Below are 23439 nucleotides of genomic sequence, written 5' to 3'. Positions count from 1 at the left end.
TGACTGCCCGTCTGGACGTATCCGGGTGACTGCAATCACGTGACAATCCGTAGCGCCGGCTGTTGGGCGGCGCTACCGGTCGACGCCCCCGCCACACGCCGCCCTACACGCCCGCCCGTACAATGCGAGCCCCAGCCAGCGACACCGCCCGCCATGAATGACGCTTCCCTCACTGCCACCCACGACCCCATCGCCGAGACCCGGAAATGGCTGGAGCAGATCGTCATCGGCCTGAACCTGTGCCCGTTCGCCAAGGCGGTGTACGTCAAGGACCAGGTGCGGTTCGTGCTCAGCGATGCGACCACGCCCGAAGCGCTGGTTGAAGAACTGGCCGAAGAGCTGATCCTGCTGCGCGATACCCCGGCCGAGCAGATCGACACCACGCTGATCGTGCACCCGGACGTGCTGACCGATTTCCTGGACTACAACGACTTCCTCGACAACGCCGATGCGGCGATCGAAGCACTGGATCTGCAGGGCATCCTGCAGGTGGCCAGCTTCCATCCGCAGTACCAGTTCGCCGGCGTGGCCCCGGATGACGTGAGCAACTACACCAACCGCGCGCCCTACCCCATCCTGCACCTGCTGCGCGAGGACAGTGTCGAGCGCGCGGTCGCCGCGTTCCCGGATCCGGACGTGATCGTGGAGCGCAACATCGAGACCCTGGACAAGCTCGGCATCGAAGGCTGGACGCGCCTGCTGGGCCGCAACGACATGCCCCCGTGTCACTGACGCCGCCGATCCTCGACTGGCCGGCGCAGCCGCTGCGTGATCGCGTGGTGGTGATCACCGGCGGCGCGCAGGGCGTCGGGCGCGGCATCGCGCAGTCGGTGCTGGGTGCCGGCGGCAGCGTGATGATCGCCGACCTGGATGCCGATGCCGGCAAGGCCTGCCTCAAGGAATGGGCGCTGCCCGAACGCGCGGCGTTCCAGCGCGCGGACGTGGCCAGCGAGCGCAGTGTGCAGGCGCTGATGAAGGCCACGCTGAAGCGCTTTGGCCGCATCGATGGCCTGGTCAACAATGCCGGCATCGCCAGTGCGCATGGCACGCCGCTGGCGGAGATGTCGCTGGCCGAATGGCAGCGTCGCCTGTCCAGCCTGCACGGCGCCTTCCTGTGCAGCAAGCATGCGCTGCCCGCGCTGCGCGAACAGGCGGCCGACACGCGTGGCGGCTCGATCATCAACATCGCTTCCACCCGCGCCTGGCAATCCGAGGCGGACAGCGAAGCCTATGCGGCGGCCAAGGGTGGGCTGGTGGCCTTCACCCACGCGTTGGCGATCAGCAACGGCCCGCAGGTACGCGTGAACAGCATCAGCCCCGGCTGGATCACCACCGACGCGTGGCAGGCACCGGCGCGGCGGCGCACGCCCAAGCTGTCGCGTCGCGATCATGCACAGCACGCGGTGGGCCGTGTCGGCCAACCCGACGACATCGGCGCGCTGGCGGTCTTCCTGCTGTCGGACCTGTCCGGCTTCATCACCGGGCAGGACCATGTCGTGGATGGCGGCATGAGCCGCACGATGATCTACGCGGAATAACCCACGTACCGTCCGATCACGCTGCGGGGTAGTGCCGGCCGCTGGCCGGCTCCTCATGGCACCGGCATCGCGCGGAGCCGGGTAGTGCCGGCCGCTGGCCGGCTCCTCATGACGCCGGCATCGCGCGGAGCCGGGTAGTGCCGGCCGCTGGCCGGCTCCTCATGACACCGGCATCGCTTGGAGCCGGCCAGCGGCCGGCACTACGGGATTCATCCGGCATCGCTTGGAGCCGGCCAGCGGCCGGCGCTACGGGATTCATCCGGCATCGCTTGGAGCCGGCCAGCGGCCGGCACTACGTGGTGCATCCGGCATCGCTTGGAGCCGGCCAACGGCCGGCCCACACGCGTTTACGCCATCCCGTTGTGCCGCAGCAACGCATCCACGCTCGGCGCGCGCCCACGGAACGCGGCAAAATTCTCCGCTGCGCTGCGGCTGCCGCCCCGTGACAACACCTCATCGCGGAACCGCCTGCCCGTCTCCGCCACCTGGTCAGGCGCTTCTTCAAACGCCGCATAGGCATCGGCGCTGAGCACTTCGGCCCACTTGTAGCTGTAGTAGCCCGCCGCATAGCCACCGGCAAAGATGTGGCTGAACTGATTGGGGAAGCGATTCCAGGCCGGCGGCCGGTTGACCGCCACTTCGTCGCGCACGCGCTCCAGCAGGGCCTGCACGCTGTCCTGGGTCGGGTCGAAATCGCTATGCAGCTGCATGTCGAACAGCGCGAATTCGAGCTGGCGCACGGTGAACATGCCGCTCTGGAAGTTGCGCGCGGCCAGCATGCGCTCGAACAGCGCGCGCGGCAGCGGCTCACCGCTGTCCACGTGCGCGGTCATCGCCTGCACGCGGTCCCATTCCCAGCAGAAGTTCTCCATGAACTGGCTCGGCAGTTCCACCGCATCCCATTCCACGCCGTTGATACCCGCCACGCCCAGCTCACCGATCCGCGTCAGCAGCTGGTGCAGGCCATGGCCCATTTCATGGAACAGCGTGGTGACTTCGTCGTGGCTGAAGGTGGACACCGTGCCATCGGCGCCCTTGCCGAAGTTGCACACCAGGTACACCAGCGGCGTCTGCACGCCCTGCGCGGTGTCGCGGCGGTTGCGGCAGTCGTCCATCCACGCGCCACCGCGCTTGCCTTCGCGCGCGTACAGGTCCAGATAGAACTGACCCACCAGCTGGCCCTGCGCATCGACCAGGCGGAAGAAGCGCACGTCCGGGTGCCATACCGGCGCCTGGTCGGGCTGCACCTGGAGGCCGTAAAGACCGTGGATGACGCTGAACAACCCTTCCAGCACCTTCGGTTCGGTGAAGTACTGCTTCACCTCCTGCTCGGAATAGCTGTAGCGCGCCTGCTTCAGCTTCTCCGCGGCAAACGCCAGGTCCCACGCATCCAGCGCCGGCAGGCCCAGTTCGTCGCGGGCGAACGCCTCCAGCTCGGCACGGTCGCGCTGCGCGTACGGCTTGGCGCGTGCGGCCAGGTCGCGCAGGAAGCCAAGCACCTGCGGCGCGTCGTCGGCCATCTTGGTGGCGATGGAATACTCGGCGTAGCTGGGGAACCCCAGCAACGCGGCCAGTTCGGCGCGCAGTGCCAGGATGCGATCGATATGCGCGCTGTTGTCCAGCGCGGCATCGCCGAATTCGGAGGCGCGCAGCGCATTGGCGCGGTACAGCGTCTCGCGCAGCGGGCGGTGTTCGGCATAGGTCTGCACCGGCAGGTAGCACGGCATCTGCAGGGTCAGTTTCCAGCCCGGCAGCGCGTCCTTTTCCGCGGCGGCGCGGGCGGCGGCCACGACGTCATCCGGCAGGCCGGCCAGGTCACTGCGGTCTTCCACGTGCAGCGACCACGCGTCGGTGGCATCGAGCACGTTCTGCGAGAACGTCGCCGACAACGCCGAGAGTTCCTCGCGGATGGCGCTGTAGCGGGCCTTGCCCGCCTCGTCCAGCTCGGCGCCGCCGAGGCGGAAATCACGCAGCGCGTTGTCCAGCACCTTGCGCCGTGCCGGTTCGTACTGCGCCGCTTCCGGCGTCGCGGCCAACGCGCGGTACTGCTCGAACAGGGCCAGGTTCTGGCCCAGCGCGCTGCCGAAACGGGTCACCTTGGGCAGGTTGGCGTTGTAGGCCTCGCGCAGCGCCGGCGTATTGACCACGCCCTGCAGGTGCCCCACCTGACCCCAGGCGCGCCAGAGGCGCTCGGTGGCGTCATCCAGCGGCTCGACGAACGTCGTCCAGCTGACCGGCTGCACGCTCTCGGCGGCCTTCACGGCAGCCTCGGCCTGGGCCAGCAGCGTGTCGATGGCCGGCCCGATGTGCGCCGGCTGGATCGCATCGAAACGGGGCAGACCGGAAAAATCGAGCAGGGGGTTGGTGGGGGTCACAGGCATCTCCAGACAGCGGGGCCGCCGCGGCGGCATCCCCCACCATATGGCACCGGCCCCGACCGCGCACAAGGCCCGGCCGCGGACCCGGTTCACGCCGTCAGTACAACGCCTCCAGCGAGGCCTCCGGCAGCACGGGCAGCCCCTGCCCGGCCACGGCGGCGGCAACCACCGCGTCGGCCTGCTCCACGTCGATGCCCTGCTTCGGGTACCACGCCGGGTTGTAGTAACTGTGCGCGTAGCGCTCGCCGCTGTCGCACAGGATGGTCACGATGGAGCCGCTGCGCCCGGCCTGGCGCATGCGCTCGGCCGCCTGCAGCACCCCGATGAAGTTGGTCCCCGTCGAGCCGCCCACGCGCCGCCCGAGCTGGCGGCTGACATGGCGCATCGCGGCCAGGCTCAGCGCGTCGGGCACCTTCACCATCGCATCCACGCTGGTCGGAATGAAGCTGGATTCCACGCGCGGCCGGCCAATGCCTTCCACCCGCGAGCCGCCTGCACAGGTCAGCTCGCGCCACGGCTCACCGGCCAGCGCGGCGCAGTACCCGTCGAAGAACACCGACACTTCCGGGTCCGCGCACAGGATGCGGGTGTCGTGCCGCCGATAGCTCACATAGCGGCCCAACGTGGCGGCGGTACCGCCGGTGCCGGGGCTGCACACGATCCATTCGGGCACCGGATGCGGCTCTTCGGCCATCTGCTTGAAGATCGACTCGGCGATGTTGTTGTTGGCCCGCCAGTCGGTGGCCCGCTCGGCGTAGGTGAACTGGTCCATGAAGTGGCCGCCGGTTTCCCGGGCCAGCTTCTCCGAATCGCAGTTCAGGTCGCAGGCGCGCTCGACCAGGTGGCAGCGGCCGCCATGGAACTCGATCGCGGCGATCTTCTCCGGCGACGTGGTGGCCGGCATCACGGCGATGAACGGCAGCCCCAGCAACCGCGCGAAATACGCTTCGGATACGGCGGTGGAGCCACTGGACGCCTCGATCACCGGCCGCCCCTCGCGCAACCAGCCATTGGCCAGCGCGTACAGGAACAGCGAGCGCGCCAGGCGGTGTTTCAGGCTGCCAGTGGGGTGGCTGGACTCGTCCTTGAAGTACAGCTCGATGCCGGGGTGGCCCGGCAGATCCATCGGAATGAGGTGGGTGTCGGCCGAGCGGTTGAAATCGGCTTCGATCTTGCGGATGGCGGCGGCCACCCATTCACGCTGCGACATGTCGGCGACGGCACGAGGAGATGCAGCATTCTACGTCGCATTGCGCCGGGCCCGCTAAAATGAACGGCCTTGCCGCCCCTTACGGCCCCGTCACAGGATCCCTCATGAGCCTTGCCCCGCTTCAGTCCCCGCCCGGCGTTGCCGCCCAGCCGCCGGTCGAAACCACCGGTTTCGTCTTCAACCACACCATGCTGCGGGTCAAGGACGCCACCGCCTCGCTGGACTTCTACACCCGCGTGCTGGGCTTCCGCCTGCTCGACCAGCGCGACTTCCCGGACGCGCAGTTCAGCCTGTATTTCCTGGCGCTGCTGCCGGCCGGCACCCAGGTCCCGGACGCCGGCGATGCGCGCCGCGTGTGGATGGCGGGCCTTCCCGGCGTGCTGGAGCTGACCCACAACCACGGCACCGAAGCGCAGGAAGGGCGTGTCTACCACGACGGCAACCAGGACCCGCGCGGCTTCGGCCACATCTGCGTGTCGGTGCCGGACATCCAGGCCGCCTGCAAGCGCTTCGACGACCTGCAGGTGCCCTACCAGAAGCGCCTGGAAGACGGCCGCATGAAGCACCTGGCCTTCATCAAGGACCCGGATGGCTATTGGGTGGAGATCATCTCCAACACCCCGATCGCCTGATCCAGGGGGTAACGACCCATGGTCGTTACCTGCCGCTGCGGCGCGCCGCAACAATGTCTCTACCGGCCCGGTGGTATACCAGCGCTTCCCTCGAACGAAGGCGCCCGCATGGACACCATGGAACTGCACCGCGGCCGGCTGATCGACCACCTGCAACTGGTGGTGCGTGACCTGCCCGCCAGCCGCCGCTTCTACCAGGCCGTGTTCGATACCCTCGGCATCCCGATCGCCGGCGAAGGCGAGACGTATTTCTGGGCCGACGAGCTGTTCATCTCCACCGCCGACAGCGAAGCGGCCGCCGGCGAACTGACCGGCCGCCACCATCTGGCCTTCCAGGCCCGTGATCGTGCCACCGTCGATGCCTTCCACGCGGCCGCGCTCGCCGCCGGCGGCAAGGACAACGGTGCGCCCGGCGAACGGCCCTATCACCCGGGCTACTACGCGGCCTTCGCCATCGATCCGGATGGCAACAACATCGAGGTCGTGTACCACGGCCCGGCCACGTACAGCGCCGCGTCGGTGAAGGTCAGCTTCGCCCCGTAGCGCCCCCGCGCGGGTGGCTGCGCTCGACGCCTGCTGAATCCTTCAGGCTCCTGCCGGACCAGTCTCACGGGATGAGATTGGTCTTGCCTACCGTTTCCGCATGGAGACGATACGCAAGCTGGCGATCCTGGCCGATGCCGCCAAGTACGATGCGTCCTGCGCCTCCAGTGGCGCGGGACGCCGCGATTCGCGCACGTCCGGCGGCATCGGCAGCACCGAGGGCGCCGGCATCTGCCACAGCTACACGCCCGATGGGCGCTGCGTGTCGCTGCTGAAGATACTGCTGACCAACTTCTGCATCTACGACTGCGCGTACTGCGTCAACCGCGTGTCCAGCAACGTGCCGCGCGCGCGTTTCAACGTGGCCGAAGTGGTGGCGCTCACCATGGACTTCTACAAGCGCAACTACATCGAAGGCCTGTTCCTCTCCAGCGGCATCATCCGCAATGCCGACTACACCATGGAGCAGATGGTGGAGGTGGCGCGGCAACTGCGCGAGGCGCATCGCTTCTCCGGTTACATCCACCTCAAGACCATCCCAGAAGCGTCGCCGGAACTGCTGGCGGCGGCCGGCCGCTACGCGGACCGCCTGTCGATCAACATCGAGCTGCCCACCGAGGAAGGCCTGGCCAGCTTCGCGCCGGAAAAATCGATGCCCTCGATCCGTGGCGCGATGGGCGAGCTGCGCTGGCGGATCGAGGAGGCCAAGGAAGCAAAGGCAGCCCGCACTGCCAGCTCGACCGCAGTTGCCCCGCCTGCACCGGACGTACCTACCAGGCGGCGCGCCCGTGCACCGCGCTTCGCCCCGGCCGGGCAGAGCACGCAGATGATCGTCGGTGCCGACGGCGCCAGCGACCAGCAGATACTCACCGCCGCCGACACGCTGTACGGCAACTACCGCATGCGCCGCGTCTACTATTCGGCGTTCAGCCCGATCCCCGACGCCAGCCGCCTGCTGCCGCTGCAGGCACCGCCGCTGGCGCGCGAGCACCGGCTGTACCAGGCCGACTGGCTGCTGCGCTTCTACGGCTACGGCGTGGAGGAAATCACCGATACCACGCAGGGCGGCATGCTCGACCTGGACATCGACCCGAAGATGGCCTGGGCGATCCGCCACCCCGAGCGCTTCCCGGTCGACCTCAACATCGCATCGAAGGAAATGCTGCTGCGCGTGCCGGGGCTGGGCGTGCGCAACGTCAAGCGCGTGCTGATGGCGCGCCGCCACGGGCGTCTGCGCGTGGCCGACGTGGCCCGGCTGCGCGCGCCGATGAGCAAGCTGCTGCCGTTCGTGCAGCTGGCCGACCATCACCCGCGCCGTGCGCTGGATGATCCGGCCGCGCTGCGTGCGCGGCTGGCCCCGCCACCGCGCCAGGCATCGCTGTTCCCCGACGTGGCCACGCACTGAGATGACGCGCTGGAGTGTGCGGGTGGATCCGGCCTGGTCGCTGCAGGCATGGCGTGAGCGCGCGCGGTTGGGGCTGCGGCATCGCGTTGCGCCTGAGCAGCTCGACTGGTTGCAGGATGAGGAATCGTCGCTGCTGGACGCGCCGTCCCTGGCCGGCGCGCCGGGACCCGCCGATGCCGGTGCGACGATCGGCGTGCCCAAGGCCTTCGTCGAACTGGCCGCCACCTGCCTGTGCCATCGCGATCCGCAGCGACTCTCGCTGTTGTACCGCATGCTGTGGCGCATCGCCGGCGGCGAGCGCGGGCTGCTCACCAACCCGGCCGATCCGGACGTGCTGCGCGCCATGGCGCTGGCCCAGGCCGTGCGCCGCGACAGTCACAAGATGAAGGCGTTCGTGCGCTTCCGCGAGGTGCCCGGCGAGGACGATGCGTTCATCGCCTGGTTCGAACCCGACCACCACATCGTGGACCGCGTTGCGCCGTTCTTCGCGCGCCGGTTCGCCGGCATGCGCTGGGCGATCCTGACCCCGTACCGCAGCGCAAGCTGGGACGGCCAGGCGCTGGCCTTCGGACCCGGTGCGACGCAGGCGGACGCCCCCGTGGAAGACGCGCGCGAGGAACTGTGGCGCACCTACTACGCCAACATCTTCAATCCGGCACGCCTCAACACGAAGATGATGCAGCAGGAGATGCCGGCCCGGTACTGGAAGCACCTGCCGGAAGCCACCCTGCTGCCTGCGCTGGTGCGCGACGCCGGTGACCGTGTGCAGGAGATGCACGACCGCGAGGCGCTGGCGCCACAGCGACGGATCCCCACGCGGACCATCCCCCTGCGTGGCCCCGCCACCGCCACGGGCGATGCATTGGATGCACTGCGCGAAGCGGCCGCTGGCTGCCGCCGCTGCCCGCTGTGGGAACCCGCCACCCAGACCGTCTTCGGCGAAGGTCCACGCGATGCGCAGGTGATGCTGGTGGGCGAGCAGCCCGGCGACACCGAGGACCTGAGCGGCCACCCGTTTGTCGGCCCTGCCGGGCAGCTGTTGAACAGGGCGCTGGCGGAGCTGGGCATCGACCGCAGCACGCTCTACCTGACCAATGCGGTGAAGCACTTCCGCTATGAGCGGCGCGGCAAAAAGCGCATCCATTCCAAGCCCCAGGTCACCCACATCAACGCCTGCCGCCCGTGGTTGATGGCCGAGATCGAGCAGGTCAGCCCCAAGGTGATCGTGTGCCTGGGCGCCAGCGCAGCGCGCGCCGTGTTTGGCAGCAGCTTCCACCTGGGCCGGGACCGCGGCCAGTGGCACACGCTGGACGATGGCACGCGCGGGTTCGCCACCGTGCATCCGTCGTGGGTGCTGCGGCAGCCGACGGGGGCTGCGCAGGAGGATGCGTATCGACTATTGCTGGGCGACCTGTCGACGTTGGCGGAGCGTTCGAGCAGCGACACTCAACACGGTGTCACGTAAGGCAGCGACATCCGTCACTGCCGTTCGCGACACCCGTTCGCCGCGTCTCTGAAGCGCGGGAGGAGTCAATCAAGGCTGCAGATGTGCGGAATTTTCAGGCGTTTCCATCGCATTGGACGTTGGCCTGCCGCGCTGCGCACCGGGAGAGCGGCCGTAGATGACGGGACAGGGGGTATGCTCTACGCATGGTCACTCCAACGTCCAGAAAGCAGCAGCCCGCCGCCAAAGCGCTGGCAACCCGGCGCGTCCCGATGACAGCCGGAGAGTTGCTCACCTTGAGCGATGAGGAACGGATCCGCAGGATGTACGACATGACGCCGGAGCAGGCAGCCGCAATCATGCGTAAAGCGGGAATACTGACGCCATCCGGCAGGCTTAAACGCTGCTATCGATGAATCATGGTCACCTGCAGATCGGATATCACGGCTGCGATATCACGGTAAGGGATGGTCTGATCTCCGGGAGGTTGGAGCCCGCGCCGAGCAACAACCAGTACGACTGGCTTGGATCGGGCTTCTACCTTTTTGAGGGAGACGAAGAAAGGGCGCTCGCATTCGCGGAGGCCGCTGCCATTACACCGTTGCGCCGGCTCACGGCGAAGCCGATTGCAACTCCCGCCGTCGTCGGCTGCGTCTTCAGCATTCAGCGTTGCCTGGATATGACCACCAAAGCCGGTCGCCTGGAGTTCGAGAAAGCCTATCTGCATTTTCAGGCAGCCAATCTTCTAAGCGGCCAAGGAATGCCAATGAATGTTCCGGTCAATCCCAGCGACGAAGAGGCTCTCCTACGCGGGCTGGACCGAGCAGTGTTCCAGTTCATTCATTCCAACTTCCTGGAAGCCTTCGGATCTGAATACTTTCAAGCCGTAAGGGGCGCATTCCGACAGGGCCAGGAGATCGCACCGGGCTCAGGGTTTCATCGGGACAGCCATGTACAGATTGCCCTGAGAGACTTCACCTGTATCAAAGGCTGGTTTCTACCACTCGGCGCCGAGCAGCTTTCTCAAGCAGACCTGGCCAACGCCCAAGCCGCATTGACTGCAGTGCGCGAAGCCAATCCCAAAGCGCGTCGACGTGTGGAGGCGGACTAGGCGTCCGCTCCACGCCGTGGCGGTGGTTTCAGTGCGCCGCCATGTAGATGTCCTGCAGCACTGCCTTCTCAAGCTCCAGCTCGCTGAGCAGGTTCTTGACGATGTCGCCCAGGCTCAGGATGCCGACCAGCGTGTTGCCTTCGGTCACCATCAGGTGACGGTGGCGCGAGTATGTCATCAGCGCCATGGCCTGCTTCAGCGTGGCCTCCGGCGAAATGCCTTCCAGGCCGGCCGAGGGCAGTGTGGAAATGACCCGCCTGCCTGCCTGCGGACCGTCATCGGCGAGGCTGCGCACGATGTCCTTTTCCGAAATGATCCTGACCGGTGCATCGTCCTTCATCACCACAAGGGCGGCGATCTTGTGCGCGCTCATCTTGTGTGCGGCGGCGCCGATGGTGTCTTCCACATCGATGGTGACGATGGCTTCTTTCTTGGTTTGCAGCAATTCACGAACGTTCATTCTTGTTTCCTGTTACAGGCTACTGAATTCGAGAGGTGACGCGCCTGGGACCGGTTGTCGCACCCACCGGCCCTCACCCCGAGAATGGCACTGTGACTAAAACCGTCGCTGAATGTCGCTGCGGCCCCCTACTAAAGTTTTCCGAACGCCTGAATCGGCAAAGGGCGGCCTGTGAGCAGCGGACTAACAGTCCGCTCTACAGGTGGGGGATGAGGCAGCTGACTGACAGTCCGCTCTACCGGTGGGGCTGGGGTGGCCGGTTACTCCCCTTCCCGCCCGGCCAGGGTCATCACCCAGCCGGGCACCCTCGGTTCGTCGGCGTAGAAGGACTTCGGCGCCTTCCCGGCCATGGCCCAGCGCTGGATCCAGCTGATCCCGCTGCCGCCGTTGTAACCGTCGGCGCGTTGATAGGCCGGGTCCTGCAGGGCCGTGTCCAGGGAGATGAAGCGGTAGCCGCGCCGGCGCGTCGCGGCCACCAGTTCTTCCACGCAATCGGCAGTGAGCGCATTGGCATGGATCAGCCAGACCTGCGCGGGCAACCGGCCCAGCAGTTGCTGCGAGCGCTGCTCGTAGTAGTCCAGCTTGGTCAGCATGTACGGCACGTAGCCACGGCGAAGCTGGCGCAGGCGGGCATCCCGCGTGGCCGGATCGGTCTCCGTTTCACGTACATGGTCGTACGCGAACGCCCAGATCCACTCGCTGTTGTCGATGGTGACCGGCGCAATCCGATATCCGTGCTGCGCCAGGAATACGCCAAGCGCGGCGCGCTTTTCCGGGGTCTGGCCCGCATGCAGGTACGGATGGCGGAACCAGCGCGGTGCCTGTCCGGTTTCGGCGAGCAGCGGGCGCAAGGTGGCTTCACCGCGCAGGATGTCCTGCTCGTACGCCTCCAGCGTCATCGCATGCAGATCGACATGGCCGAAGGTGTGGTTGCCCAGCTCGAAACCGGCATCGCGCCAGTCACGCAGCATCTGCACCCGGGCAGGTTGCACCTGGCCATCGACCTCGAGTTTGGCCTCGTTGACGAAACCCACGACCGGCACGTCGGCCTGCTTCAGGGCAGCCATCAACTGTGCGTGCCGGACAGCAAGCTCGGGCTCGGCGCGTTCATCCAGCCGCTGCCAGGGCAGGTCGTCGATGGTCAGCGCGATGCGCCGGTCCGGCGCGGCCGCGTGTGCGACGCCCGCAAGGCACAGCAGCGCCAGCACGCCGCTGCGGAGAAATCCAATGCGCATAGGGTGCTCCCGTTGTGGCAGCGGACTAACAGTCCGCTCTACTCGTGCTGGTAGCGGACTAACAGTCCGCTCTACTCGTGCTGGCAGCGGACTCACCGTCCGCTCTACTCGACCGTGACGCTCTTGGCCAGGTTGCGCGGCTTGTCCACGTCGGTGCCGCGGGCCAGCGCGGTGTGGTACGCCAGCAGCTGCACCGGGATGGTGTGGACCACCGGGCTGAGCACGCCGGCATGGCGCGGCGTGCGGATCACGTGCACGCCTTCGGATTCGACGAAATTGCTGTCCTGGTCGGCGAACACGAACAGCTCGCCGCCGCGCGCGCGTACTTCCTGCATGTTGGATTTGACCTTCTCCAGCAGGCTGTCGTTCGGCGCGATCACCACCACCGGCATGTCTTCGTCCACCAGCGCCAGCGGGCCGTGCTTGAGTTCGCCGGCCGGATAGGCCTCGGCGTGGATGTAGGTGATTTCCTTGAGCTTGAGCGCGCCTTCCAGCGCGATCGGATAGTGCAGGCCACGGCCCAGGAACAGCGCACTGTTCTTGCGCGCGAAACGCTCGGCCCACGCGGCGATCTGCGGTTCCATGTTCAGCGCATGCTGCACGCTGCCGGGCAGGAAGCGCAGCTGCTCCAGGTAGTCCGCTTCCTGCGCCGCGTCGATGCGGCCGCGCAGCTTGCCCAGCACCATGGTCAGCTGGAACAACGCGGCCAGCTGGGTGGTGAAGGCCTTGGTCGAGGCCACGCCGATCTCGGCGCCGGCACGGGTGTAGCAGACCAGCTCGCTGGCGCGCGGGATGGCACTTTCCGGCACGTTGCAGATCGACAGCGTGTGCAGGTGGCCCAGCGACTTGGCGTACTTCAGCGCCTCCATCGTATCCAGCGTTTCACCGGACTGGGAAATGGTGACGATCAGGTGCTTGGGATTGGCATACGCGGCGCGGTAGCGGTACTCGCTGGCGATTTCCACGGTGCACGGCAGGCCGGCGATGGCCTCGATCCAATAGCGCGCGGTCAGGCCCGAGTAGTAGCTGGTGCCGCAGGCGAGGATCTGCACGCCTTCAATGCCCGACAGCACGGCGTCGGCGTTCTTGCCGAACAGCTCGGCCGGGAAACCACCGGCGTCGATCGCCGCTTCGATGGTGTCACCCAGCGCGCGCGGCTGCTCGTGGATTTCCTTCTGCATGAAGTGGCGATACGGGCCCAGCTCCAGCGAGGCCAGCGACACATCCGACTGGTGCACGCCGCGATCGACCGGCTGGTTGTGCTCATCGAACACCTGCACGCCATCGCGACGGATGTCGGCCGTGTCGCCCTCTTCCAGGAAGATCACGTTGCGGGTGGCCGAGATCACCGCAGAGACGTCCGAGGCGACGAAGTTCTCGCCCTCGCCCAGGCCGACCAGCAGCGGGCAGCCCATGCGTGCGCAGACGAAATGGTCCGGCTCGGCACGGCTCATCACCGCCAGTGCGTAGGCACCCGTCAGCTCCTTGACCGTGCGCTGCAACGCCGAGAGCAGGCTGTCGCCGTGCTTGAGGTTGTGGTGCATCAGGTGCGCGATGACTTCGGTATCGGTCTGCGACTCGAACACGTAGCCCAGCCCGCGCAGGCGCTCACGCTGCTCCTCGTGATTCTCGATGATGCCGTTGTGCACCAGCGCCACGCCGTGGCTGATGTGCGGGTGGGCATTGGCCTCGGTGACGCCGCCATGGGTAGCCCAGCGCGTGTGGCCGATGCCCAGGGTGGCATCGAAGCCTTCGGCGGCAGCGGCCTTTTCCATCTCGGCCACGCGGCCGGTACGGCGCACGCGGCGAACGTCGGGTTGGGCCTGGGTCAGGTCGAGCACCGCGATACCGGACGAATCGTAGCCGCGGTATTCCAGTCGCTTCAGTCCTTCGATCAGTACCGGCACCACATCGCGATTCGCGATCGCTCCCACAATCCCGCACATAGATTCAGATCCCTGCTGTCGAAGCCGCATTCTAGCGTGGGCGCCCGGATGGCTTGGCCGCTGTCCGCTTAACAAAAGTGTCCGGCGGGGTGTCCGCGGACACCCGGACAACCGGAATGCCCGTGCAAGTCATTGTTTTAAAAGGCGTCAAAGTTGGCACGCGGTGTGCTTGGTATACCGCAACCCAACCGCGAACGAGCCCGATGATCCGCGACACTTCCGCACAGGACCAGACCCTCTCCACCCCGTCCACGGCGGCGCCGTGGAAGCGCTGGCTGTGGCCGGGCATCGCCGCACTGGTGGTGCTGCTGGCCATCGGCTTCGCTGCCCGGGCCTGGCTGGGTGCCAGCCGTTCGTTCGACAGCGCGCGGGTGCGCATCGCCGAGGTCAAGCAGGGTGATCTGGTCCGCGACCTTGCCGCCGATGGCCGGGTGATCGCTGCCAACAGCCCGATCCTGTACGCGATCTCGGCCGGTACGGTTGACCTGAAGGTAGTGGCCGGCGACGTGGTCAAGAAGGGCCAGGAGCTGGCGGTGATCGACAGCCCGGAGCTGCGCAGCAAGCTGGCCCAGGAACAATCCACCCTGGCCGGCCTGGAAGCCGAAGCCAGCCGCGCCGTGCTCGATGCCACCCTGGCCCGCGCCAAGGCACGCAAGGACACCGACCAGGCCAGCATCGAGCGGCAAGCCGCCGAGCGTGACCTGCAGCGCTACCAGCGCGGGTATGACGGCGGCGCGGTCCCGCAGATCGACCTGGCCAAGGCCAACGACAGCCTGAAGAAGGCCGACATCTCGCTGGCCAACGCGCAGACCGACGCCCGCCTGCAGGGCCAGGGCGCGGACCTGGATGCGCGCAACAAGCGCCTGCTGGCCGACCGCCAGCGTGCGGTGGTGGACGAGGTGAAGCGCCAGGTGGACGCGCTGACCCTGCGCGCGCCGTTCGACGGCCAGGTCGGCCAGGTACAGGCCACCCAGCACACGCAGGTTGCCGCCAACGCCCCGATCCTGGGCGTGGTCGACCTGTCGCGCTTCGAGATCGAAATCAAGGTGCCGGAGAGCTTCGCCCGCGACCTGTCGATCGGCATCCCGGCCCAGCTCACCAGCGGCAGCGGCCAGCCCTTCCCGGGCGAGATCAGCGCCGTGTCGCCCGAAGTGGTGGCTGGCGAGGTCAACGCCCGCATCCGCTTCACCGACAAGCAGCCGCAGGGTCTGCGCCAGAGCCAGCGCATGCAGTCGCGCGTGGTGCTGGACACCCGCCGCAACGTGATCAAGGTCGAGCGTGGCCCGTTCGTCGAACAGGGCAATGGCCAGGCCTACGTCATGGATGGCGACACCGCCATCCGTCGCCCGGTGCGGCTCGGCGTCAGCAGCCTCGGCGAAGTGGAAATCCTCTCCGGCCTGCGCCCGGGCGACCGCGTGGTCGTCTCCGGCGCCGAACTGTTCGGCGACGCCGACACCGTCTCCCTCAACTGATCACCCTCACCACATCAACCAAGGAAACAGCCATGCTCGAGATGCGCTCGGTCGCCAAAGTATTCCGCACCGAACAGGTGGAAACCCATGCCCTGCGTTCGCTGGACCTGCATGTCCGCGAGGGTGAATTCGTTGCGGTGACCGGCCCGTCCGGTTCGGGCAAGACCACCTTCCTCAATATCGCCGGCCTGCTGGAAACTTTCACCAGCGGCACCTACCTGCTCGATGGGCAGGACGTGAGCAAGCTGGGCGACGACGCCCGCAGCCGCCTGCGCAACCAGAAGATCGGCTTCATCTTCCAGGGCTTCAACCTGATCTCCGACCTCAACCTGTTCGACAACGTCGATGTGCCGCTGCGCTACCGCGGCATGCCGGCCAGCGAGCGCAAGCAGCGTATCGAGCGTGCGCTAGGCCAGGTTGGGCTGGGCTCGCGCATGAAGCACTACCCCTCCGAACTCTCCGGCGGCCAGCAGCAGCGCGCGGCCATCGCGCGTGCGTTGGCCGGCAGCCCGCGCCTGCTGCTGGCCGATGAACCGACCGGCAACCTGGACAGCCAGATGGCCCGCGGCGTGATGGAGCTGCTGGAGGAGATCAATGCCGCCGGCACCACCATCGTCATGGTGACCCATGATCCGGAACTGGCCGCACGCGCGCAGCGCAACGTGCACATCGTCGATGGCCAGGCCACCGACCTGGTGCGCGAGCCGGTGCTGGCCACCCCGCGCGTTGCCATCGCCACGCTCAACGACTGAGGCCGCCAGCATGCTCGCCTACTATTTCCGACTGGCCCTGCGCAGCTTCCGGCGCAACAAGGTGCTGACCGCGCTGATGGTGATCGCCATCGCGCTGGGCATCGGCGCCTCCATGACCACCCTGACCGTGTTCCATGTGCTGTCGGGTGATCCGATTCCGCAGAAGAGCGATCGCCTGTTCACCGTGCAGGTCGACCCGCGCCCGATGATCGGCTACCAGCCCAGCGAAGAACCCGAGGAGCAGGTCACCCGTTTCGACGGCGAAACGCTGCTGCGTGAGAAGAAGGCCAGGCACCAGGTGCTGATGACCGGCGGCGGCGTCACCCTGGAACCGGACAGCAGCACGCTGCGCCCGTTCACCACCGACGCGCGCTACACCTCCACCGACTTCTTCGCCATGTTCGACACCCCGTTCCTGTATGGCCAGGGCTGGAAGGCCGACCAGGACGAAGGCCGTGGCCGCGTGGCGGTGATCTCCAAGGCGCTGAACGAGAAGCTGTTCAACGGCCAGAACAGCGTGGGCAAGCCGCTGCGCATGGATGGGCATACCTTCAACATCGTCGGCGTGCTCGACGCGTGGAATCCCAACCCGCACTTCTATGACCTGGAAACCGGCCGCTACGGCGACAGCGAAGACGTCTACGTGCCGGTATTCACCGCGCTGGACCTCAAGTTCGGCCGCAGCGGCAACATGAACTGCTGGGACAACGCCAACGGCGAAGAGACCGCACTCAACGCACCGTGCGTGTGGATGCAGTACTGGGTGGAACTGGCCTCGCCGGCCGACGCCGCTGACTACCGTGCGTACCTGGAAAACTATTCGGCGCAGCAGAAAGCCGCGGGCCGCTTCCAGCGGCCGCCGAACGTCCGCCTGCGCAACGTGATGGAGTGGCTCGACTTCAAGCAGGTGGTTCCGAGCGATGTGCGCCTGCAGTTGTGGCTGGCGCTGGGCTTCCTGGCGGTGTGCCTGATCAACACGGTGGGCCTGCTGCTGGCCAAGTTCCTGCGCCGCAGCGGCGAAATCGGCGTGCGCCGTGCCCTGGGCGCCAGCCGCGGGCAGATCTTCCTGCAGTCGCTGGTGGAAGCCGGCACCGTCGGCCTGGCGGGCGGCGTGCTGGGGCTCGGACTGGCCCTGCTGGGCCTGTATGCCGTGCGCCAGCAACCCGTGGACTACGCCAAGCTGGCCACGCTGGACGGCAAGATGCTGCTGCTCACCTTCGGCCTGACCCTGGCCGCCAGCCTGTTGGCCGGTTTCCTGCCAGCGCTGCGCGCCATGCAGGTCACGCCCGCCATCCAACTCAAAACGCAGTAAGGCTCCGGAGCACATCATGGATATCCGACCCATCCTGACCACGCTGCGCCGGCACAAGACCGCCGCCGCCCTCATCGTGCTGGAAATCGCCCTCACCTGCGCGATCGTCTGCAACGCGCTGTTCCTGATCGGCCAGCGCCTGGAGACCATCAACCAGCCCAGCGGCATTGCCGAGCAGGAGCTGCTGGAAGTGCGCCTGGGCGGTATCGGCAACCAGGTCAACGCCACCGCGCGCACCCGTGAGGACCTGGCCGCGCTGCGGTCCATCCCCGGGGTGAAGAATGCGGTGCCGATCAACCAGCTGCCGTTCCGGCGCAACTCGTGGAACACCAGCCTGTCGCTGATCCCCGACCAGGAGCGCCCGAACTTCAACGCCGCGCAGTACTTCGCCAGCGAAGGCACGCTGGATACGATGGGGCTGCAGCTGATTGCCGGCCGCGATTTCGAGGGCGACGAGTTTGCCAACCTGGAGGACGTGGAGAAGGACGCGACCGTCGAGCAGCGCGGCTCGGCGGTGATCCTGAGCAGCAAAGCGGCCACCAAGCTGTTCCCCGATGGCCAGGCCGTGGGCAAGACCATCTACACCGGGCGCATGCCGCTGCGCATCGTCGGCGTGGTGAAGGAACTGGCGCGTCCGGTCACGGTGGAGGCCGACACCGGTTACTCGATGATCCTGCCGGTGCGGGTGAACTACGACATGGGCCTGTACCTGATCCGGGTGACCGACGCTGCGCGGCGCCAGGAAGTGCTCGCGGCGGCCGTGGCGGCGCTGGAGAAGGTGGACACCAACCGCATGGTGCGCGGCAAGCTCACGTACGAGGAACAGCGCGCCAAGTACTTCCAGAACGACCGCGCCATGGTCGGCCTGCTGATCACCGTGTGCGTGGCCCTGCTGGTGGTCACCGCACTGGGCATCGTCGGCCTGGCCAGCTTCTGGGTGCAGCAGCGGACCAAGCAGATCGGCATCCGCCGCGCGCTGGGCGCCACCCGTGGCCAGATCCTGCGCTACTTCCAGACGGAGAACTTCCTGCTGGCCACCGTGGGCATCGTGCTCGGCATGCTGCTCGCGTACTCGATCAACCTGTGGCTGATGGGTGCCTACGAGCTGCCGCGCATGCCGATCAGTTACCTGCCCATCGGCGCGGTGCTGCTGTGGCTGCTGGGCCAGATCGCGGTGTTCGGTCCGGCCCACCGTGCCGCGGCGGTGCCGCCGGCCGTCGCCACGCGGAGCGCCTGACATGATCCCCTCCCGGATCCGCCTGGCGTTGGCCGTGATGCTGCTGGTGAGCACCACAGCGTGCGCCGAGAGCACGCGCAGCGAGTCCTCGCGCATGGACTGGCGGCAGGACGGCGCGCGCCTGACCATCGAGTCCGCACAGGGCGTGGTCAGCATCACCGCCGCATCGCCGGCCAGCCGCTTCGGCGTGCAGGCCGGCGACCAGGTGCTGCGCGTGGATGGCGTTGCCGTACAGAAGGTGGGCGCCCTGACCGACGCACTCGGGGCCAGCGACAAGGCCACGGTGCCGGTCACGGTGCGCCGCGCCGGCCGCGACCAGGTGCTCAGCGTGCCCACCGCTGCATGGCGGGCGCTGCGCCCTCCGCCGGCGCCGCGCCCGCCGTCGCCCCCCTCGCCGCCGGACCGCCCGTAATCCGCGTCCCGGGCCCACCCTGCCGGTGGGCCCGGCGCTCGGGTACTCTCTGCCTACTTTCCGGTCCTTTGTTGCCGCATGCCTTCGATCCTGATCATTGACGACAACGCCAGCGTAGGTACCGCGCTGGAAGTGCTGTTCTCGCTGCACGACATCGAGGCCGTGCACGCGCTGTCGCCGGAGGCCGGCCTGGCCCTGCTTGCGGAGCAGCCCATCGACCTGGTCATCCAGGACATGAACTTCACCGAGGACACCACCTCCGGCGAAGAGGGCGAGGCGCTGTTCCAGCAGATCCGCGCCCGCCACCCCGACCTGCCGGTGATCCTGCTCACCGCCTGGACGCACCTGAGCAGTGCGGTGGACCTGGTCAAGGCGGGTGCGGCCGATTACCTGGCCAAGCCCTGGGACGACCGCAAGCTGCTGACCACGGTGAACAACCTGCTGGAGCTGTCCGAGACCCGTCGCGAGCTGGACCGCCGCCGGGACCGCGAGCAGCGCGACCGCACCGCACTGGAAGCACGCTACGACCTGCGCGGTGCGGTGGTGGCCGACCCGGCCAGCGAGCGCGTGGTGAATCTGGCCTGCCAGGTGGCGCGCTCCGAACTGCCGGTGCTCATCACCGGACCCAACGGTGCCGGCAAGGAGAAGATCGCCGAGATCATCCAGGCCAATTCGCTGGTCGCCAGGGGCGCATTCGTCGCGCTCAACTGTGGTGCCATTCCTGCCGAGCTGATCGAGGCCGAGTTGTTCGGCAGTGAAGCCGGCGCGTACACCGGCGCCAACAAGGCACGCGAAGGCAAGTTCGAGGCGGCCGACGGCGGCACGCTGTTCCTGGACGAAATCGGCAACCTGTCGCTGGGCGGCCAGATGAAGCTGCTGCGCGTGCTCGAGACCGGGCGCTTCGAACGCCTGGGCTCCAACCGCGAACGCCAGGTCAAGGTGCGCGTGATCAGCGCGACCAATGCCGACCTGCCGGCGATGATCCGCGATGGCCTGTTCCGCGAGGACCTGTATTACCGTCTCAATACGGTGGAGCTGGCGCTGCCGCCGCTGGCCGAGCGGCCCGGCGACATCCTGCCGCTGGCCGAACGTTTTCTCGGCGACGGCAAGCCCTTGTCGAACGCCGCTGCCACCGCGCTGCAGCGACACAGCTGGCCGGGCAACGTGCGCGAACTGCGCAACGTGATCCAGCGCGCCGGCCTGCTCGCACAGGGCGCACGCATCGAGGCCAGCGACCTGAACCTGCCGCGCGCAGCGACCCCGCGCGTGGCCACGCCTGGCGTCGATCCGGACCGCAGCCGCATCGAATCGGCGTTGTCGCACAGCCACGGCATCATTGCCCAGGCGGCGGCGGAACTGGGCCTCAGTCGCCAGGCGCTGTACCGCCGCATGGACCGTTACGGCATTCCGCGCGAATGAAGCGCACCTCGTTCACCTTCCGCCTGTTCGTGCGCCTGCTGCCGGTGCTGGCACTGGCGGCGGCCGGACCGTGGCTGCTGGCCTTCTGGCTGGACCATGGCTGGCTGGTGACGCTGGTCTCCAGCGTGGGTCTGCTGCTGCTGATGTGGTGGACCCTGCGCCGCGCCACGGCGCCGGTGCGTTCGCTGCTGCGTGCGCTGTCGGGCACCACCAGCAGCTACCGCGACGGCGAATACAACTTCAGCGTGTACTGGCCGGGCAACGACGAACTGGGCGACCTGGTCAAGGCGCACCGCGAGCTGGGCGACGTATTGCGTGAACAGCGCCAAGGCCTGGTCCAGCGCGAGCTGCTGCTCGACACCATGGTGCAGAACACGCCGGTATCGATGCTGCTGCTGGCCAATGGCGGCGATGGCATCCAGCGCGTGGTGTTCTCCAACCTGGCCGCGCGCAAGCTGCTGCACAACGGCTGGAAGCTGGAAGGCCAGCCCATGCAGAACGTGCTGGAGACCATGCCGGTGGAGCTGCGCGACGCCATCGAACGCGGCGGCGACAGCCTGTTCGCGGTACGCGGCCCGGGCGATGAAGCCGAGGATGGTGATGACGACGACGAGCAGGTGTACCACCTGTCTCGGCGCAACTTCCACCTCAATGGCCGTCCGCATGACCTGCTGCTGATCCGCCTGCTCACCGCCGAGCTGCGCCGCCAGGAAGTGCAGACCTGGAAGAAGGTGATCCGGGTGATCAGCCACGAACTGAACAACTCGCTGGCCCCGATCGCCTCGCTGGCGCATTCCGGTGGCGAGCTGGTGAGGCGCGACAAGACCGAACGCCTCGAGGAAGTCTTCGCCACCATCGAGGAGCGCGCGCGCCACCTGGAAGGCTTCATCCGTGGCTATGCGCGCTTCGCCAAGCTGCCGCAGCCGCAGTTGCAGAACGTGCAGTGGCGGCAGTTCCTGGGCGGCCTGCAGTTGCAGATTCCGTTCCGCATGGCCGACATCCCTGACGACCTGTACGGGCGCGTGGATATTGCCCAGCTCGGCCAGGCGCTGTTGAACCTGCTCAAGAACGCGCATGAGGCGTGCGCCGACGCCGACCCGCCCAACGAGGACGTCGAGCTGCGCCTGACCCGCCTGCCGCAGTGGCTGCGGGTGGAGGTGCTGGATCGTGGCAAGGGCATGAACGAGGCGGTGCTGCAGAATGCGTTGATGCCGTTCTATTCCACCAAGCGCAACGGCACCGGGCTGGGCCTGGCGTTGACCCGCGAAATCGTGGAGGCGCACGGGGGCCGCGTGTCGCTGCAGAACCGCCGCGAGGGCGGGTTGTGCGTGGCCATTTTCCTGCCGGCGTGATGCGTACCCGCCAACGGTGGGTGCCTGCCGATTGCGCGGCGTACCCACCAACCGTGGGTACCTGCCACGGCGGCAGATGCCGACCGTTGGTCGTCACCCGTTATCGTTTTACCGGGCGCTTCCAGCCGTCGATGGTCTCCTGGCGCACACGCGCCAGGGTCAACTTGCCTTCCGGCGCGGTGCGCGTGATCACCGACCCGGCCGCGATGGTGGCGCCTTCACCGATCGTCAGCGGGGCCACCAGCGAGCTGTTGGAGCCGATGAACGCGTTGTCGCCGATGGTGGTCTGCGACTTGTTCACCCCGTCGTAGTTGCAGGTGATGGTGCCCGCGCCGATGTTGACCTTGCTGCCGATCACCGCGTCGCCCAGGTAGGTGAGGTGGTTGGCCTTGCTGCCGGCGCCCAGGCGCACCTTCTTGGTCTCCACGAAGTTGCCCACGTGCGAGCCCTCCGCCAGCACCGTGCCCGGACGCAGGCGCGAGAACGGGCCGATGTCGGCCGCGCCGTCGCTGACCACGCCTTCCAGGTCGCAGTGCGGCTTGACCACGGTACCGGCGGCCAGCGTGACGTCCTTGAGCCGGGTGAACGGCCCGATGCTGACTCCGTCGCCCAGTTCGACCCTGCCTTCGAGGATCACGTTGACGTCGATCTGCACGTCGCGCCCCACCGTGACCGTGCCCCGGATATCCAGCCGCGCCGGATCGATCACGCGTGCGCCCTGCGCGCACAGCGCGCGCACTTCGCGCAGCTGCCAGGCCCGCTCCAGCTGCGAGAGCTGCCAGGGATCGTTGGCCCCTTCCGCCTCCTGGGCGTCCTCCACGAAGGCCATGTCGGCCGGGGTGTAGTCCGCCGCGGCCGACGCGAACACGTCGGTCAGGTAGTACTCGCCCTGCGCATTGCTGTTGGACAGCTGCGACAGCCACGTACGCAGCGCGGTCGACTCGGCGGTGATGATGCCGGTGTTGATGGTGCGGATGGCCAGCTGCTCATCGCTCGCATCCTTCTGCTCGACGATGGCGGCGACCTTGCCTTCGGCATTGCGCACGATGCGGCCGTAGCCGGTCGGGTTGAGCATGTCGGCCACCAGCACCGCCAGCCGACCCTGCTGGGACAGCAGGTGGCGCAGCGTGTCGGCGCGGATCAGCGGCACGTCGCCGTACAGCACCAGCACGGTGGCGGCTTCGGGCACCTGCGGCATGGCCTGCTGTACCGCGTGGCCGGTGCCCAGCTGCTGGCTCTGTTCGGCCCACTGCAGGTCCGGCTGGTCGGCGAACGCCGTGCGCACCGCCTCGCCACCGTGGCCGTACACCACATGGATCGCGTCGGGCTGGAGCTGGCGCGCGGTGTCGATCACATGCGCGAGCATCGGCCGCCCGGCGATCGGCTGCAGCACCTTGGGCAGGGCGGACTTCATGCGCTTGCCAGCGCCGGCGGCGAGGATGATGACGTGCAGGGCTTGGGTCATGGACAGAGGCGTGATCGACGGGTGTGGCTGCGATTCTATGACGCGCGCGGTCAACGTGCTGCCAATGCACGGCACCGGCCGGAAACAACAACGCCGGCACTGGGCCGGCGTCGTCG

General features: G+C 67.5%; 20 protein-coding genes. 14 read left to right on the top strand and 6 right to left on the bottom strand.

What is annotated here, in order from left to right; all coding sequences use genetic code 11:
* Positions 1 to 153 precede the first annotated feature (153 nt).
* Complete coding sequence (locus RT456_RS16235) at positions 154 to 732, top strand: DUF1415 domain-containing protein (protein WP_313348075.1); 579 nt, start codon at positions 154 to 156, stop codon at positions 730 to 732.
* Complete coding sequence (locus tag RT456_RS16230; protein ID WP_313348074.1) at positions 723 to 1538, top strand: SDR family oxidoreductase; 816 nt, start codon at positions 723 to 725, stop codon at positions 1536 to 1538. Before RT456_RS16235 ends, RT456_RS16230 begins: the two co-directional genes overlap by 10 nt.
* A gap of 347 nt (positions 1539 to 1885) precedes the next feature.
* Here the strand turns inward: RT456_RS16230 and RT456_RS16225 are convergent, their stop codons facing one another.
* On the bottom strand, positions 1886 to 3919 hold the full coding sequence (locus tag RT456_RS16225; protein WP_313348073.1) for a M3 family metallopeptidase: 2034 nt from the start codon (positions 3917 to 3919) through the stop codon (positions 1886 to 1888).
* A gap of 94 nt (positions 3920 to 4013) precedes the next feature.
* The gene (locus RT456_RS16220; RefSeq protein ID WP_313348072.1) at positions 4014 to 5126 is read right to left on the bottom strand and encodes a PLP-dependent cysteine synthase family protein; all 1113 of its coding nucleotides are present in this window, start codon (positions 5124 to 5126) and stop codon (positions 4014 to 4016) included.
* 104 nt (positions 5127 to 5230) lie between these two features.
* Here RT456_RS16220 and gloA point away from each other — a divergent pair, with 104 nt between their 5' ends.
* From gloA to RT456_RS16195, 5 genes are all read left to right on the top strand, one after another.
* Positions 5231 to 5758: a lactoylglutathione lyase gene (gene gloA / locus RT456_RS16215; protein WP_313348071.1), complete on the top strand. Its 528-nt coding sequence runs from the start codon at positions 5231 to 5233 to the stop codon at positions 5756 to 5758.
* A 108-nt stretch (positions 5759 to 5866) separates the two neighbouring features.
* Positions 5867 to 6301, top strand: a complete 435-nt coding sequence (locus RT456_RS16210; RefSeq protein ID WP_313348070.1) for a VOC family protein — start codon at positions 5867 to 5869, stop codon at positions 6299 to 6301.
* A 100-nt stretch (positions 6302 to 6401) separates the two neighbouring features.
* Positions 6402 to 7706, top strand: a complete 1305-nt coding sequence (locus tag RT456_RS16205; RefSeq protein WP_313348069.1) for a putative DNA modification/repair radical SAM protein — start codon at positions 6402 to 6404, stop codon at positions 7704 to 7706.
* 1 nt (position 7707) lies between these two features.
* The gene (locus RT456_RS16200) at positions 7708 to 9171 is read left to right on the top strand and encodes a UdgX family uracil-DNA binding protein (protein WP_313348068.1); all 1464 of its coding nucleotides are present in this window, start codon (positions 7708 to 7710) and stop codon (positions 9169 to 9171) included.
* A gap of 391 nt (positions 9172 to 9562) precedes the next feature.
* Entirely contained in the window at positions 9563 to 10261 is a 699-nt protein-coding gene (locus RT456_RS16195; protein WP_313348067.1) for a hypothetical protein, read from the top strand.
* 28 nt (positions 10262 to 10289) lie between these two features.
* Here the strand turns inward: RT456_RS16195 and RT456_RS16190 are convergent, their stop codons facing one another.
* From RT456_RS16190 to glmS, 3 genes are all read right to left on the bottom strand, one after another.
* The gene (locus tag RT456_RS16190) at positions 10290 to 10721 is read right to left on the bottom strand and encodes a CBS domain-containing protein (protein ID WP_313348066.1); all 432 of its coding nucleotides are present in this window, start codon (positions 10719 to 10721) and stop codon (positions 10290 to 10292) included.
* Between the two features lie 260 nt (positions 10722 to 10981).
* Positions 10982 to 11956, bottom strand: a complete 975-nt coding sequence (locus RT456_RS16185; RefSeq protein ID WP_313348065.1) for a polysaccharide deacetylase family protein — start codon at positions 11954 to 11956, stop codon at positions 10982 to 10984.
* Between the two features lie 104 nt (positions 11957 to 12060).
* Positions 12061 to 13902, bottom strand: a complete 1842-nt coding sequence (gene glmS / locus RT456_RS16180; protein ID WP_313348064.1) for a glutamine--fructose-6-phosphate transaminase (isomerizing) — start codon at positions 13900 to 13902, stop codon at positions 12061 to 12063.
* Positions 13903 to 14105: 203 nt separating this feature from the next.
* On the opposite strand from glmS, the gene RT456_RS16175 reads away from it, so the two are divergent.
* From RT456_RS16175 to RT456_RS16145, 7 genes are all read left to right on the top strand, one after another.
* The gene (locus tag RT456_RS16175; RefSeq protein ID WP_313348063.1) at positions 14106 to 15374 is read left to right on the top strand and encodes an efflux RND transporter periplasmic adaptor subunit; all 1269 of its coding nucleotides are present in this window, start codon (positions 14106 to 14108) and stop codon (positions 15372 to 15374) included.
* A 32-nt stretch (positions 15375 to 15406) separates the two neighbouring features.
* Positions 15407 to 16126: an ABC transporter ATP-binding protein gene (locus tag RT456_RS16170; RefSeq protein WP_313348062.1), complete on the top strand. Its 720-nt coding sequence runs from the start codon at positions 15407 to 15409 to the stop codon at positions 16124 to 16126.
* A 10-nt stretch (positions 16127 to 16136) separates the two neighbouring features.
* Positions 16137 to 17438: an ABC transporter permease gene (locus RT456_RS16165; protein ID WP_313348061.1), complete on the top strand. Its 1302-nt coding sequence runs from the start codon at positions 16137 to 16139 to the stop codon at positions 17436 to 17438.
* A gap of 16 nt (positions 17439 to 17454) precedes the next feature.
* Positions 17455 to 18675, top strand: a complete 1221-nt coding sequence (locus RT456_RS16160) for an FtsX-like permease family protein (RefSeq protein ID WP_313348060.1) — start codon at positions 17455 to 17457, stop codon at positions 18673 to 18675.
* 1 nt (position 18676) lies between these two features.
* Complete coding sequence (locus tag RT456_RS16155) at positions 18677 to 19087, top strand: PDZ domain-containing protein (RefSeq protein ID WP_313348059.1); 411 nt, start codon at positions 18677 to 18679, stop codon at positions 19085 to 19087.
* A 78-nt stretch (positions 19088 to 19165) separates the two neighbouring features.
* Positions 19166 to 20506 carry a sigma-54 dependent transcriptional regulator gene (locus tag RT456_RS16150; protein ID WP_313348058.1) on the top strand — a complete coding sequence of 447 codons (1341 nt, stop codon included), beginning with the start codon at positions 19166 to 19168 and terminating at the stop codon, positions 20504 to 20506.
* On the top strand, positions 20503 to 21858 hold the full coding sequence (locus tag RT456_RS16145) for a HAMP domain-containing sensor histidine kinase (RefSeq protein ID WP_313348057.1): 1356 nt from the start codon (positions 20503 to 20505) through the stop codon (positions 21856 to 21858). The genes RT456_RS16150 and RT456_RS16145 overlap by 4 nt, the downstream gene beginning before the upstream one ends.
* A 100-nt stretch (positions 21859 to 21958) precedes the next feature.
* On the opposite strand, the gene glmU is transcribed toward RT456_RS16145, so the two are convergent.
* Positions 21959 to 23323 carry a bifunctional UDP-N-acetylglucosamine diphosphorylase/glucosamine-1-phosphate N-acetyltransferase GlmU gene (gene glmU, locus RT456_RS16140; protein ID WP_313348056.1) on the bottom strand — a complete coding sequence of 455 codons (1365 nt, stop codon included), beginning with the start codon at positions 23321 to 23323 and terminating at the stop codon, positions 21959 to 21961.
* Between the last annotated feature and the right edge of the window lie 116 nt (positions 23324 to 23439).

It is taken from the genome of Stenotrophomonas sp. (assembly GCF_032099025.1).
Classification (GTDB): domain Bacteria; phylum Pseudomonadota; class Gammaproteobacteria; order Xanthomonadales; family Xanthomonadaceae; genus Stenotrophomonas.
Note: the sequence above shows the minus strand (reverse complement) of the source record. Positions and strands in the feature narration are given on the sequence as shown.